Annotated in this window: 8 protein-coding genes and 1 pseudogene; 4 read left to right on the top strand and 5 right to left on the bottom strand. The window is 63.8% G+C overall.

Annotation, left to right across the window (positions count from 1 at the left end; all coding sequences use genetic code 11):
- The 4 genes and pseudogenes from repC to VIF40_RS11000 all read right to left on the bottom strand — a co-directional run.
- The coding region (gene repC / locus VIF40_RS10985) for a plasmid replication protein RepC (protein ID WP_331937557.1) at positions 1–568 on the bottom strand (568 nt) is incomplete at its 3' end.
- A gap of 173 nt (positions 569–741) precedes the next feature.
- Positions 742–1,758, bottom strand: coding sequence for a plasmid partitioning protein RepB (gene repB, locus VIF40_RS10990; protein ID WP_331937558.1), 1,017 nt, complete (start codon positions 1,756–1,758; stop codon positions 742–744).
- Positions 1,755–2,969, bottom strand: coding sequence for a plasmid partitioning protein RepA (gene repA, locus VIF40_RS10995; RefSeq protein ID WP_331937559.1), 1,215 nt, complete (start codon positions 2,967–2,969; stop codon positions 1,755–1,757). Before repA ends, repB begins: the two co-directional genes overlap by 4 nt.
- Positions 2,970–3,778: 809 nt before the next feature.
- Positions 3,779–3,946: pseudogene (locus tag VIF40_RS11000) on the bottom strand (IS5/IS1182 family transposase); the annotation flags it as partial.
- A 276-nt stretch (positions 3,947–4,222) separates the two neighbouring features.
- Here VIF40_RS11000 and VIF40_RS11005 point away from each other — a divergent pair.
- The 3 genes from VIF40_RS11005 to VIF40_RS11015 all read left to right on the top strand — a co-directional run bounded on the left by VIF40_RS11005 (position 4,223) and on the right by VIF40_RS11015 (position 9,969).
- Entirely contained in the window at positions 4,223–7,129 is a 2,907-nt protein-coding gene (locus VIF40_RS11005) for a TonB-dependent receptor plug domain-containing protein (RefSeq protein ID WP_331937560.1), read from the top strand.
- 96 nt (positions 7,130–7,225) lie between these two features.
- A complete protein-coding gene (locus VIF40_RS11010; RefSeq protein ID WP_331937561.1) occupies positions 7,226–8,641 on the top strand; it encodes an ABC transporter substrate-binding protein in 1,416 nt (471 codons plus the stop codon).
- A complete protein-coding gene (locus VIF40_RS11015) occupies positions 8,638–9,969 on the top strand; it encodes a di-heme oxidoredictase family protein (RefSeq protein ID WP_331937562.1) in 1,332 nt (443 codons plus the stop codon). The genes VIF40_RS11010 and VIF40_RS11015 overlap by 4 nt, the downstream gene beginning before the upstream one ends.
- A 298-nt stretch (positions 9,970–10,267) precedes the next feature.
- On the opposite strand, the gene gspD is transcribed toward VIF40_RS11015, so the two are convergent.
- Positions 10,268–12,316 carry a type II secretion system secretin GspD gene (gene gspD / locus VIF40_RS11020; protein ID WP_331937563.1) on the bottom strand — a complete coding sequence of 683 codons (2,049 nt, stop codon included), beginning with the start codon at positions 12,314–12,316 and terminating at the stop codon, positions 10,268–10,270.
- 464 nt (positions 12,317–12,780) lie between these two features.
- On the opposite strand from gspD, the gene VIF40_RS11025 reads away from it, so the two are divergent.
- Complete coding sequence (locus tag VIF40_RS11025; RefSeq protein ID WP_331937564.1) at positions 12,781–14,448, top strand: GspE/PulE family protein; 1,668 nt, start codon at positions 12,781–12,783, stop codon at positions 14,446–14,448.
- Positions 14,449–14,450 lie beyond the last annotated feature (2 nt).

A 14,450-nucleotide genomic window follows, 5' to 3' on the forward strand; every position in this document is an offset into this window, starting at 1 on the left:
TGATCTTTTCCCGCAGCAGCGCGATCGCGCGGTTTTCTGCCCGCACCTCCTCGGCGAGGTTCTCGATTTCGCTCGAGCGCGCCACGAGCGGCGCGAGGTCGAAGCCGAAAGCGTCCGCTATCGCGCCCCCCTGCCCTTTCCGGGCGAAGCGTTTGCCGTTCGGCGAATCGCGGCGGATGATCAGTCCGGCGTCGACCAGACAGGCGAGATGCCGCCGTAGCGTCGCCGCCGCCATGCCATGGGCGCGGATCGACAGTTCTTTGTTCGAGGGAAACACGACGATGCCGCCGGCGGCTCCGGCCGCTTCCTCGGATCGCGCGTCATTCCCGGGCAATGAGAGCGCCGTCTCCTGGTGAAAGCTCAGCAGCGCGTGCAAGACGGATAGCGCGCGCTCGGTGACGCCGAGCGGCTCTTTGGCTTCGGTGAGCGCGCGAAACAGCCGCCATTTATGGACGACTGTTTCGGATGCGCCCTGCTTTGCGGCGAAATTTTCGGTCGCGGTCTGGCTCGCCACCATGGCAAGCGACAGCGGCCGCCGCCCGAATGGCGTCGTTGGACGTGTCTGCATGATCCTTTGCCTCGTTCAGGCAAAAGAAATCCGCTCGCCGAAACGGCGCCAAAATGCTTGACAGCGATTTGCGGAAGTGTGATTCTCTCAGTTGCTACACATTGAGAAGGGCTTCCGGGGCGTGATCGTTTCGGGGGCCTTTTTCTTTTGCTGGGTTCTCCTCTCGCCGACTCTCACACGCCTTTCGTTCCGCCGTCGCCGGCGTCGTAGGAACGATATTCCTCGAGCAATTCGGGCAGGCGAGCGGCGAGGAACTGCGCAAATGCGCTTCCATCCGCTTTTGCCAGCGTCACTCTGACATCGCGCTCGGAGGCGCGAATTTCCGCGACCGATTGCCCCGCGGAGTTCTTGATCTCAATGATCGGGCGGGCAGGCCGCGGCTCCGCCTCGGCCCGCTTCGCAGCGGCGAGCGCCCGCGCGAAACGCGCGTCGCCATCGAACGACGAGAAGGCGGGGAGGACGGTCGCCGCCCGCGCCCGCTTCAGCGCCGGAGCATCACGCAACAATTCGGCGAATTCCTGCCAACGGCCCCGGCCGATCCTCGGGGCCTTTCCGATCGCTCGAACGACATCATCCGGCACCGCCTTGGCGACCGATATCAGCTTGGAAGCCTCGGCCCTGTCGATCGCGAGCGCCTGCTGAATGACCGAGCGACTGCGCCCAGCGCTCTCCAGCCGCCAGGCGAAGACCGCACGCTCGATGAAGCTCAAATCCTCGCGCGCCGAATTTTCGACGCCCTGCGCAATGACGAGATCATCATCCCCGAGCGCTCGAATAATCGCTTTCACCGGACGGCCGAGCTGGAGCGCGGCGCGAATGCGACGATGACCGAAGGCCGTCTGATAGCGATCGGGCAGGGAGGGGTTGACACGCAGCAAGACGGGGACTTCCTGCCCACGATCGCCGATCGATTGTTTCAGCGCCTCGAAGGAGGCGTCCTCCTCCTGCGGGAAGCGATCAGCGAAAGGGGAGGGGTCGACCAAGCCGGGGTCGACATCGACCACCTGCTCGCCAGTGGCGATACGCGCCCGCAGCGTTTCGTTTTCCCGCTCTATGTCGGAAAAGGTCTCCTTCATCGAGCGCACCGCCCCCGCCGCGACGCGACGCGGCTCCCGATTGTTGTCAGCAGACAACATCGGGGCAGGGGACTGCGCGAAGAGGGATCGAATCGTATCCGTGCGCTTGCTCATCGACGCCAGACCTTCTCCATGAGGCCGAGGATTTCGCGATTGACGCCGTTGACCGATTCGAGCCCGCGCTCGAAAGCAGCGCGGCCTACCGAACCCCTTTCGAGTTCGTAGAGCGATTGCTTGGTGAGCCCGGCATTGGCGATCGCCGTCGACTTCCACACCGTCGCGCCCAGCACATCCTCGTCGAAGAGATTGCGCAGCAGAGCGACGATCTGAGTTTCCGGCACATCATTGGGGTCGTGCCGGGTCACGACGTATCGGATGAAGTCGTAATCCAGCTGGCCGCCCGCCTCCTCGATGACCGTCATGACGTCCGACGTCATGAGCAGAAATTGATTCATCGAGGCGACATCCACCATCTGCGGATGAATGGTCACGAGCATGGCGGTCGCCGCATTCAGCGCGCCCATCGTGAGATAGCCGAGCTGCGGTGGACAATCGATCACGACAACGTCGAAATCGTCGGCGACCTCGGCGATCACGCCGCCGACCCGGCGAAAAAACAGATCGCCGCCCCGCAGCGACCGCTCCGCCATGGCGCGCGGTGTGTGATGCTCGAATTCCATGAGCTCGAGATTGCCGGGAACCAGCGAAACTCCCGCGAAATAGGTCGGCCGCACCACTTCCCGCATCGGCCGGCGCGCCTCGTCATAGCGAATCGCGCCATAGAGCGTCTCCCCCTCGCCGATGTCGAACTCCGGCTGATAGCCGAACATGGCCGAGAGCGAGGCCTGTGGATCGAGGTCGATGGCCAGCACCCGATAGCCCTCGAGCGCTAGAAACTGGGCGAGATATAGCGAGGTCGTGGTCTTGGCCGAACCTCCCTTGAAATTAGCGACAGCGATGACCTGCAATTTATCGCCAGGACGCCGATGCGGCAAAAAGCCGATCGCCTCCTTCGGCCGCGCACCGGCGAGATAGACGCGCAGTTCACCGACCTGGGCAGGCGTGTAGGATCGTCGGCCGCCGCCCGTCATTGCAGGCGTCGGGCCGAGTCCGTCGAGCGACAATTGCCGGAGATAGCCGTCCGACACGCCGAGAAAGCGCGCAACCTCCCCCGACGAGAAGGAACGTAGCGTTTTTCGCGCTGCCGGCGGAAACAGCGTGGCGCTCAACGCCTGCATCTGCCCCGACAAGACTCTCGCATGGCGGCTCATTCGCTGAAGAGCGCTCTCCGGTGCCGAATAGGGCAGGGCGTCCAGTTTGCTCATCACAGAAAACGGTTCCTAAGCGTTAAACGGCAAATTTCCGTCTGCGAATAGAGGCCGATTCTCAATTCTTTGCAAGTTGAATTGAGTTAACCGAATCCTAATGGCCCTCGAGCCAGCGCGATGCGACACATCGGTCCGAACGTTGGAATCCGCGACGAGGCGGCGGGCAAATCGAACCGGCCGACAGACCCTCATAGCGGCCGAGTCGAGAACTCGAGTCGACAGCCATTGCACACTTTCGATGTCTACGGGTCTCATGGGACCTCTCCGCGACGCCCGCCTGTCCTCCGATGTGTCTTCAAAATGGCAATGCTTTTTGGCTTTGCCGGCGAATTCGAGGCCTTTCGTCGCATCGCGCCCGAATAGGGATGGTTCGGTGCGCCAAACGGGAGCGGGCTCTCGAAACTCGACCATTGCTGTTCCGCCTGCACATTATCGGACATCATTCGACTGCCGACATGCACGGCGGTTTCCGTAATATTCTGAATACAAAAACGCCGTCCCGTGCGTCCCTCTCGCAAGAATCGATGAGCCGTTTCCCGCCTCGGCCCTCCCGTCCGCTTCGACAATCCACACCTGAATGGCCGACGGCACCCCCGGCTGTGTGAAAACGCCTTTGATACCATGCTTTTCCGGGGATTTGCCGCGAGATCTCATGAAGTGCTTTGTCGAAGGGGCGGATCGGGGGCAGAGCGCGCTTTTTCCGAAGTGCCTGGATGATTGATCGGCGAGAACAATCCCGTTCGTGCAATCGATGTTTTCGTCGACGAGCTCGATCTGGGTGCGCTGACCGCGACGACTTCGACAGCTCGGCGTTGCTCGGCTTCGAGAAGGCGCTCGTGCTCCCAGCGAGCGACTCGCCGCTGGGTGCTAGGCGTGCTTTGAGACTTGATCGCGCAAGCGCCGCAGGAGCTGGTCCAGTAGCGGCGCAGAGTGAGCCCGTTTTCCTCGCGCGTGAACCGATAGATCAGGCGTTCCTCGCGTCGCTCCATCGGCGTCCGCTGATTACAAAAACGGCATGTCTGCCTTCAGCATCGCCTTGGCGCCGAGCGAGTCTCTATATACTGTGACTTTATAACGGCTTGACCCTCCGCCGTTGAATCCGTAATCGCGAGCGGCGACCAGCCGCTCACAAACATCGGCGAGATATGCCTGCTCGAAGCAATGCGCGGTCGACGCGCAAATCCTCCTCTGTACTCCAGCCGTCTATCGCCGCCGTTTTCGCCTTCGCCTATCCGGCGGCCGCGCAGGAGATGCTCCCGAGCATCGAAATCGGCGCCTCGACGGACGCCGCGCCGGCCCGCGCGACAAACGCTCCGCCGGCGCCGCAGCTCGCCCGGCCGGATCTCCAGCCCGACAATGTGGCGAACGCGGCGCGCGTCGCCACCAGCAGCCGGTCGCATACTCAGACATTCACGCGGCAAGACATAGAGGAGCTGAACCCGCAGGACGTGTTCGGCCTGCTGCGCAACGCAACGAGCATTCTCGTCACCTATCAGGGCCGCAAATTCCCGAATAATCTGAAATTCCGCGGCGACGGCAACTTCGGCTTCATCGTCGACGGCGCCTATGTGAGCGCCCAGACCGCCGGGCTGATGATGCAGTCGCTGCCCGTGTCGGCGCTCGATCAGGTCGATGTCGTGCGCGATGCTTCGGCGCTGACGCTCGGCCCGCTCGTCGACTTCGGCTCCTCCTCGGGCGCGTTGAACAGCGGCTTCGTCGTCGTGCGCACACATACGCCGCAGGAGACCGAAATGGGCCTGCGCACCGCCGTGCAGACCTATGGCGGCGTGCTCGGCAGCGCCTATGGCGGCTATGTATTCGGCAGAAAGCCCGGTGAGATTCCAGCCTTCATCTCCGGCTTCATCCAGAAGAGCTCCGACGACGGGCCGGCGAACCGCTCCAATTGGAACGACACTGTCGTCGGCCTGCTCAAAGGCGGCTTCACCGCCGGCCCGCTCGACACGAGCTGGACCTTGTTTCAGTCGAGCACGCGCTATGGCTTTCAGCAGGGAACCTTCGGGGAGCAAACGGCGAGCACGCTCGCGCAGAAATGGGGCTACTCGCCGATCGAATCGACATTCCTCTCCTGGAATTCGACGTTCCGCTGGGACGAGCGCAATGTCAGCCTGCTCACGCTCGCCTATACGCGGACCCAGGACAGCAACTATCTCGCCTCCTTCACCTCTCCCAATGTGACGGTCGCCAATGAGACGGGGTACACAGGCCAGATCAACGCGCGGCACAGCTTCACCTATGACGGCACGCTGGCGCAGCTCGGCCTGCAATATGTGAACTGGTCGAGCCCCAGCGGACAGACCAATTACGCGGGTTATGCGCGCAAGGAGGATACGCTCAGCGGCTATGGCAATTTCGAGCAGAAGCTGCTCGCGGATCGCCTCATCCTCGACGCGAGCTTCCGGCTCGACAATCATTTCGATTACGTCGGCGTCGATCAGGGCGGAACGACGAAATATTTCTACAACCGCGGCTTCCCGCTCGCGGTGAATTATGCGGGCGGCGCCACGGTGAAGCCGTTGCAAGGATGGGGGCTCGGAGAAATCGGCGCTCCTCTCGGCGCCGTCAATCCGCTCGAGGGCCTCGCCAATGTGTCCTTCAGCGGCCGCTATTCGCATACCGAGCAGAGCGACATGTCCGGCATTATCGCGGACACCAATGTCACTCTGCAGCCGGAGAAGCAGGACAAATACGAAGCAAGCGTCAAGATCCCGGTCTTCCGCTGGTTCATGCCGGAGGTGACCTATTTCGACACCGAGATTCAAAACAACAAGCAGCCTTCGCGCACCGTCACACTGAACGGCAATAATGTCACCGTCTGGACGCAGGGCGACACCTCGCGCAAGGGAATAGAGGCTGTCGCCGCCGGCGTGCTGCTGCAGGACGATATTCTCGGCAAGACGACCTATCGCAGCAGCTACACCCGGCTGACCGAGGCCTACAGCCACTCGCAGGGAACCTATGACTGGTTGAACCCCTATCGCTTCCAGACTCCCAGAACGCAGATCAACTTCGCGCTCACCCAGGCCTGGGATCGGTTCACCGGCACGGTCGCCCTCAACCATGTCTCCATGTACTGGTCCAATGGCTTCGCCGCCGACGGCCTCTATCACCAGGTCGGCAACTACACGACGCTCGACGCGAACATCGCCTATAATTTCCAGCTCATGGATTGGGACGCGCGGCTCAGCTTCTACGGCCGCAACATCACCAACAAGCGCTACGAGTCGATCTACACCTATAAGGCCTGGGGCGCGGTCTGGGGCTCGGAGCTGAAGCTCTCCTGGGGCGAGCATTCCTCGCCTGCGCCGCTTCCGGGCATGGCGTGGCTGGCCGCGGCCGCCGACCAGCCGTCTCCCTGGAGCGGGCTCTACGCCGGCCTCAACGTCGGCGGCGTCTTCGGCGACGGCCATGGGGTCAACACGGTTCCCGGCACCTCCACCATCCTCGGCGACGGCGGCGACGACAAGGGCGCGGGTGCCGCGCGCCCGGCGACCTTCTTCGGCCGCGCGAGCGCCTCCAGCGCCGCGAGCACGATCCCGATGGGAATCGGCGGCGGGCTCGGCGGCGCGCAGCTCGGCTACAATTGGCGCTTGCGTCCCGAGGTGATTGGCGGCTTCGAGGCCGATCTGCAGGGGGTGGCGGGGGCGAGCGCGTCGGGCTCCGCGTTGCGCTCGGCGACCGAGCCTGTCACCGGCGCGACTGTCGTGACATCGACCAAGGCGACAAAGAGCCTATCCTATCTCGGCACGGCGCGCGGACGCATCGGCTATCTCGTGACGCCGACGCTGCTGCCCTATCTCACCGCGGGTCTCGCCTATGGCGAAGGCGGCTTCTCGACCTCCTTGACGCAGGTCTCCGCCTCTGCGTCCTTCGCGCCGAATAGCGGAACCATCGGCTCCTCTTCGATCCGCGTCGGATGGGCCGCGGGCGCCGGCGGCGAATGGATGTTCCAGCAGAACTGGAGCGCCAAGCTGGAATATATCCGCTACGACCTCGGCAATCAGGGCGCCTATGGGAACATGGGCGGCTACAATCTCACCGCGGCCGGCAATCCGGGCCTCTATGCATCGGCGGTGATCTCGTCGTCGCGTCTCGCCGGCCATATCGTGCGCGCCGGCGTCAACTATCACTTCGAATAGGAGGGCCTCTCGCCAGCGTCGAGCAGGCGAGCTTCCCCGCATGCGAGCAACGAGAAAGCCGGCGTCGCGCCGGCCCGAATTGGAGGCCGCCGAGCCATGACGACAGTTTCGCTTCCCTCCCGCCGCGGCTTCCTCGAAAGCTTTGGAGCCGGAGCCGCCGCCGCGCTGCTGCCGGGCGCGGGCCACGCCGCCGACGAACGGCGGCCCGTCACCGTGCTGACCAATCACAATGACGACACGCTGTCCCTGTTCGAGAAAGGCTTCGAGAGGGCCTATCCGCAATACAGGCTGAAATTCGTCTGGCTCATGCCGCCGGATGCGATGCGATATTTGCGCGACGCCTCCAATCCGAGCCCGGATGTCTGGTGGCAGGCCGCGCCGCACAATCATCTGGCCGATATGGCGAAGCAGAGCTTCATGCAGCCACTCGGCCTGCCGAAGGACGGGCTCCCCGCCGCCATCGGCGCGCTGCCGCTGGAGGGCGAAGGCGATCTCTTCCACGCCTCGCAGCTGACGGCCTTCGGCTTTTTCGTCAACAGCCGGGCGATAAAGGCGCAGAACCTCCCCTGGCCGGAGGACTGGCCGGTCCTGGCCGGCCCCGCCTACGCGGGCAAGCTCGCAATGTCCGATCCCTGGACCGTGCGCTTCGGCAGCCAATTGCTCGACGTCGCCACGCGATCCTTCGGCTGGGAGGGTGGCTGGGCCCTGCTCTCCGCCATCGCCGGCAACGCCGTGCTGATGCAAAAGGGTCTGCGCGACGAGGTGATCTCCGGCCGCCAGCCCGTGGCGCTGCACATAGACACCGTGCCCAACGCGGAACAGCGCTTCCGGCAACCGATGGAGCGTGTCTATCCCAAGCATGGCGCAATCGTGAACGCCGGCTATATCGGCCTTCTGAAAAAATCGGCCGATGTGGACGGCGCCCGCGCCTTCGCAAGCTATGTTCTCTCCGCCGAGGGACAGGCGCAGCTTCCCAAGAGCGACCTGCCCCGTTTACCGGTTCGGCCCGAGGTCTATGCGACGCTGGGCGCGAGCCAATTCGATCCCTTCGCCGCGCAGGCGGCCGGACAAATCGCCTATCAGCCGACCGATGACGCCGCAGGCCGCTCCACGGCTTTGGCGGCGCTCTTTGCCGGCCTGACGCAAGACAAAGCGCTGCTGGAGACGCTCTGGGGCCGCGTGCATGCGGCGGAGGCCGCTGGCCGCAGCGCCCTCGTCGCCGATGCGCGGCGCGCGCTGGAGGAGGCGCCCGTCGCCGCGGATTTCTGGATGGACGAGGCGTTGGCGAGCGCCTTTCGTCCACCCCGCCGCGCCGAAGCCGCCAGCCCCGGGACCGGACCGCAGGACGGCGCCGGACGCGCCTCCCCTCCCGAACAGGCGCAAGTCATTCCCGGCCAGCCGAATGGCCTCGCCATTCCGGAGGCGGCCAAGCCCCATGTCGAAAAATGGCGCGCCGCCTGGCGCGACAATCAGGCGCGCGCGATGCGTCTGCTCGACGCGGCCAAAGCATGATGCGGCTCGCCGTTCTGGTCCTCGCCGCCTTCGTCGCCGCGCAGAGCGCCGCGGCGCGAGCGCAAGAATTTCCGCGTGAGGCCTTCACCCATCCCGTCGCCGGACTAGACGAGGCGGCCGAAGAGATTTTCTACCGCGGCCGCATCGAATTCATGCGCTCCTGGGCCTTTCCGCCCGCCGGCGGCGAGGCCTCCGGGCTCGGGCCGCTGTTCAACCGAATCTCCTGCGCCGCCTGCCATCAGAAAAACGGTCGCGGTCGTCCGCCCGACGGGCCGAACGACCGCATGTTGTCCATGCTGGTTCGGCTCTCCGTGCCCGGAGAGGCGCCGCATGGCGCGCCGAAGCCGCATCCGGCCTATGGCGGACAGCTGAACGAGGAAGGCGCGCCCGGCGTGCCCGGAGAAGGGCGCGCCGCCATATCATGGGAGGAGACGACGACGACACTCGCCGACGGCGCCGTCGTTTCCCTGCGCCGACCGCATATCGAATTCGTCGATCTCGCCTATGGGCCGATCGACGGAGCGCTCGTCTCGCCGCGCGTCGCGCCCGCCGTTTTCGGCGACGGATTGCTCGAGGCCGTCCCCGTGGCGGCTCTGAAGCAGATCGCGGCCGAGCAGCCGGCGCATGGCGTTCACGGCGTTCTGAACGAGGTCCATGACGTGATTTCCGGCCAAACGACTTCAGGTCGCTTCGGCTGGAAGGCGAACAGCCCCAATTTGAAGCAGCAGATCGCCGAAGCTTTCATCGGCGATCTCGGCGTCACCACCGAGCTCTTTCCCGAGGATCAATGCGCCGAGCCGCAACAGGCCTGCCGCGACGCGCCGAAATCGAAAAACCGGCCGGAGCTGTCGTCCGACCGCCTCGCCGACATCGATTTCTACAACGCTCATCTCGCCCCGCCGGAGCGACGCGACGCCGCCGATCCGCAGATCCTGCGTGGAGAGAAGCAATTCATTTCCGCGGGCTGCGGCGTTTGTCATGTCCCGAGCCTGCGGACAGAGGCGCATCCTCGCTATCCCAAAACCCTGCCGGCGCAGACGATCGCGCCCTACACCGATCTCCTGCTGCACGACATGGGCGAGGGTCTCGCCGACGGTCGCCCCGACTTTCGCGCCAGCGGCCGGCAATGGCGCACGGCGCCGCTATGGGGCCTTGGACTGACGCATATCGTCAATGAGCACAGCCTCTTTCTGCATGACGGTCGCGCGCGCTCGCTCGAGGAAGCCATACTCTGGCATGGCGGCGAGGCCGAGGCGGCGCGGAGCGCCTATTCCGCGCTTCCCAAAAACGAACGGCAGGCGCTGATCGCCTTTCTGCTGTCCCTTTGACCGATGCGTTACGGCGGCTTCCGACCTATCGGTCCGCAGCGAGGGCGCCTCAAAGAGCGCGTGCAAATGCCGATCGTCGTTCTGATCGCCGGACGTGGGGCAGGCGGAATAATCCAATGATCGATTTTTCAAGGGCAGCCATTTTGAACGCGACGTGATCCTGCGGGGCGTCCGCCGGCATGTGTCATATCCGATGAGCTGTCGCCGACTCGAAGAAATGATGGAAGAGGAGTGACGCCGAACATTGCAGGACCGAATGGCGTGGAAGCGCTTGACTTCGACCATGAGAAGGGACGGCTCACTTGCGAACTCGTGTCGTGTCGTTGCCCGTGACGACGATAGGCGCGCTACGCATCATATCGAGGCGCGAACGGAACTCCTCGGCAACTCCTTGCGCGTCGAGAGAGTCGCGAATAATGCGCGGCTTGATGAAAATGATGATTTCCGAACGGTCCTTGTTCCGGGTCGTGCTGCCGAACAGATCGCCGAGATAGGTGAGCTGCCGGAGGCCCGGAACGCCGTCCTTGGTGTTGTTCTCCTGCTCGCTGATGAGGCCGCCGAGCAGCACTGTCTGCCCGCTCGCGACCGACACCGTCGAATGCACGCGCCGTTGTGAGATCGTCGGGGTCAGACTCGAATTCACAGGATTGGAAATTTCCTGCTCGACCTCGAGCTGAACGACGCCATTGGCGTGCACATGCGGCCAGACCTTTAGAATGACGCCGGTGTCGCGCATTTGAATCGAGTTGACGATCGTGTTGGAGGTCGACAGCACCGTCGCCGATCCTGTCGAAATCGGGACCTGTTGGCCCACTTGCAGCAGCGCCGGTTGATTGTCCGATACGACGAGCGAGGGCGAGGACAGGACCTTGACGCTGGTCAGCGTTGTCAACGCGTTCAACACGACGTGCGGCTGAGCCTCCGGGCCCAGCAGTAGATTGAATCCCGGCAACACGCGTTGAAGGACGAGGTTCGATACGACGTCCGTCGTGGAGGACGAGCTAGACGACGAGGTCGCGGCGGCGGCGGTCGTCGCGTTGGTCAATGAGCCATTGGATCTCGAAGCGTTGCCGAGATAATATTGCACGCCATATTGCAGATCGTCGTTCAGCGTCACTTCCGCGACAGTCGCTTCGATCGAGACTTGCATCTGCGGCTTATCGAGCGCGCGCAGCGACCGCTCGATGACGAGATAGTCGTCTTGGCTCGAGTAGACGACGATGGAATTGTTGGCGCTGTCGGCCGTGATGCGCACGTTTTGGAATACGCCCTTGGGCAACGAGCCGGAGGCGCCGGCGGCATTGTTTTTTTCATCGTTGTCTGCGTTCTTCTGCTCGGCGAAATTGCTGAAGGCCGCCGCGATCTGATTGCCTCCGCCGGAGCCCGCGCCGGTCTGTTGGCCGTTCGCGCCGCTCTGCGATCCGCTCGCCGACGCGCTCGCGTTTCCCGAGAAGCTGCTGCCGGTCGATAGCTGGTCTAGCTTGGTCTGCGCGGCGCTGGTTCCGGGCGCGAGCTGGCTCGCAGCAGAATCGGTCGCTTGACCCGCGCCCTTGCCGACGAATATCTCGTTCAGGATTTTCGCGACGCGCGTCGCATTGCCATTGGCGAGCTGATAGACGCGCACAGTCGATCCGCTCACATCGGATCGATCCAGCCTCCGCAGCCAGAGGGCCGCACGCTCGAGAAGCTGGCGATTGCGAGTCACGATGAGAACGGCATTGATCCGGGGCATCGCTTGAAAGGAGATTGTTCCAGCGCCTTGGCCGTTTTCGCCGGTGTCGAATATTCGCTCGAGCTCGCGGATGATGTTGTCGGCCGAGGTGGATTTCAACGGATATATGCCGACGGAACGATTGCGCAACCATTCGGCGTCGAAGCTCGAGGCCATGTCGACGACGGCGTGGCGCTCGGTCGAAGTGCCCTGAACCAGAAGAAGATTGCGCGACGCATCCGCTCGAATAGCGCCCCCGCGAGCGAGAAAATTCTCGGCCGTCTTGGCGAGCGTCACGGCGGATGTGTAACGGAGCGGGATGATTGTGACGCCATAGCCCGGCTGCGTAGACCCGATCGTTATCGACCCTGCGCCATTCGCCTCCGGTAGCGGAACGATGCGAACGACCCGACCCTCGCGGAGGAGCGCGGCGTTGAACATGCGGATCGCATTTTCGAATGTCGGCAGCACATCTTTTTTGGGGATCGGGCCTGCGGAGACGAGGGTGATCCCGCCATGGACGCGGGGGTCGACGGCAAAGTCGAGGCCGAGCGCATCGCCGAGCAGCGCTTTGGCGACCGTCTGAATTTCCGCCTGTTCGAAATTCATCTCGATTTCGCCGCCATGCGAAGTCACGCCGAGCTCGGTCGGCGGCTCGCTGGACGAGCGTTTCGGAGAAGCGTCCGCCGCGCCAGGAAAGAGCATCGGTCTCACGACGGACTTGTCGAGGATCGAGCTCCCCGCATTCGTCGTGGGGAAATGGGCGGAGAAATCCTTGCTCCGGGCGACATCGACGCTGTCTCCCGGACCGACCCCCATCAATTGCTCGGTGGAAGAGCAGGCCTGCAACATGAGCGCGATAAGAAGCAGATAGGTCCTGGGATGTGCCGTCCCAAAAAGGAAATCACCAATCACTCTACACACTCCGACACAGCAACTATAGAGCATTCACATATCGAGACGAGCTCCGAGAAACGCGCAGCCAAATCCCCACGAGCAAGATTCGCGCCGACAATTCGCTTGCGTCTCGGCATCGCTATGTATAAATACCATATAACGTTTAAGCAAGAATTCTATATGGGCCGGCGATCGTGAATTCGATGTCCCGCGAAGCGTTCTTGGATTATCTCGCGCGCAAAGGCGCTTTGCGCGAGGGCGAGGCGTTGGAAGCCGTGCGGCGCGCCATTGGCGGTGAGGCTTCAGCGCAATTCGATTGGACGAGCGTGGTGACTCTAGCGCCCTCCGCCTTCGCCGACGAGCTCGCGGAATTCTACGGCTGCGAGCGCGTGGCCCGCGGCGGCCTCGCGGGCGGGGCGTTCGGCGGCGCGCTTTTGTCGCCGCGCTTTCTCAAGGAGGGGCGCCTTTTTCCCTTTGTCCAGGACGACGAGCTGGTTCTCACCATCGCCGCGCCTGTCGAGGAGGAGATGCGTTCGGCGGTGGAGACGGCGCTCGGACGGCGCGCGCGCATCGCTGTCGCGACGGCGGAGGAGATAGAGGCTGCGCTCGGCTCCGTGCAGCAGACGAAATCGGAGGCCGCGGATACGGCGAGCGCCGAAGCCGCGTCCGACGATCTCGACGATCTTCGCGATCTCGCGCGTGGCGCGCCGATCGTGCGCGCGCTCGACGATCTGCTGCGTCTCGCCGTCGAGCAGCGCGCGACCGATCTCCACATCGAGCCTTTCGCCGGGGCGCTGCAGGTGCGCATAAGAGTCGACGGACTGTTGAAGCCCATGCCCGCGCCGCAGCAGAGCATGGCCAAGGGACTGCTGTCGCGCCTCAAAATCATGGCCGGCCTCAATATCACCGAGCGCCGCCTGCCGCAGGACGGGCGGGCGCGCATCGTCGTCGGCGGCGCGGAGATCGATCTGCGCGTCGCGACCTCGCCCAATCTCTACGGCGAGGGCGCGGTCGTGCGCCTGCTGCGCAAAGGCGCCGGCGTCGTCGCGCTGAGCGAGCTCGGCCTCGCGCAGCGCGACGGCGAAATATTGCGCCGCGCTCTGCAGGCGCCTTTCGGCATGATCATCGTCACCGGGCCGACCGGCTCCGGCAAGACGACGACGCTCGCCGCATCGCTATCCGAGATCAACGAGCCGACGCGCAAGATCCTCACCGTCGAGGATCCGGTCGAATATCAAATTCCGGGCGTCAATCAGATGCAGGTTCATCCGGGCATAGGCCTCACTTTCGCGACGGCGCTGCGTTCGTTTCTGCGTCAAGATCCGGATGTGATCATGGTCGGCGAGATGCGCGACGCGGAGACGGCGCATATCGGCGTTCACGCGGCGCTCACCGGCCATTTGGTGCTGACCACTCTGCACACCAACACGGCGGCGGGCGCGATCACGCGCCTCATCGACATGGACGTCGAGAGCTTTCTGCTCGCCTCCTGCGTCCGCGCTGTCGTCGGCCAGCGCCTCGTGCGCATATTGTGCCCGGATTGCAAGGAGGCGCATCGCCTGACGCGAGACGATCTCGAGACAGACGCGCGTTACTCTTCGCTCGGCTTTGCAGAAGGCGAGACGCTCTATCGTCCGAAGGGTTGCGAATGGTGCAATTTCACCGGATTTCGCGGTCGCCGTGGCGTCTTCGAAATCATAGAGGCCTCCGCCGCGTTGCGCGCCGCCATCGGGCCGAAGGTCGATGCTCATGAATTGGAGAGGGTCGCGAAAAGCGAAGGCATGACGTCGATGACGGAGGACGGCGTCGCCAAATGCCGCGGCGGCCTGACGACGATCGACGAAATTTTCCGTGTCACCATGAGTCTTTGAGA

This window comes from Methylosinus sp., from assembly GCF_036560965.1.
Lineage (GTDB): Bacteria > Pseudomonadota > Alphaproteobacteria > Rhizobiales > Beijerinckiaceae > Methylosinus.

Bases quoted from the DNA above. Each gene is read 5' to 3' on its own strand.
- VIF40_RS11005 (WP_331937560.1), top strand. From the start codon at position 4,223: ATGCTCCCGAGCATCGAAATCGGCGCCTCGACGGACGCCGCGCCGGCC.
- repB (WP_331937558.1), bottom strand. From the start codon at position 1,758: ATGAGCAAGCGCACGGATACGATTCGATCCCTCTTCGCGCAGTCCCCT.
- VIF40_RS11015 (WP_331937562.1), top strand. From the start codon at position 8,638: ATGATGCGGCTCGCCGTTCTGGTCCTCGCCGCCTTCGTCGCCGCGCAG.
- VIF40_RS11025 (WP_331937564.1), top strand. From the start codon at position 12,781: ATGTCCCGCGAAGCGTTCTTGGATTATCTCGCGCGCAAAGGCGCTTTG.
- repA (WP_331937559.1), bottom strand. From the start codon at position 2,969: ATGAGCAAACTGGACGCCCTGCCCTATTCGGCACCGGAGAGCGCTCTT.
- VIF40_RS11010 (WP_331937561.1), top strand. From the start codon at position 7,226: ATGACGACAGTTTCGCTTCCCTCCCGCCGCGGCTTCCTCGAAAGCTTT.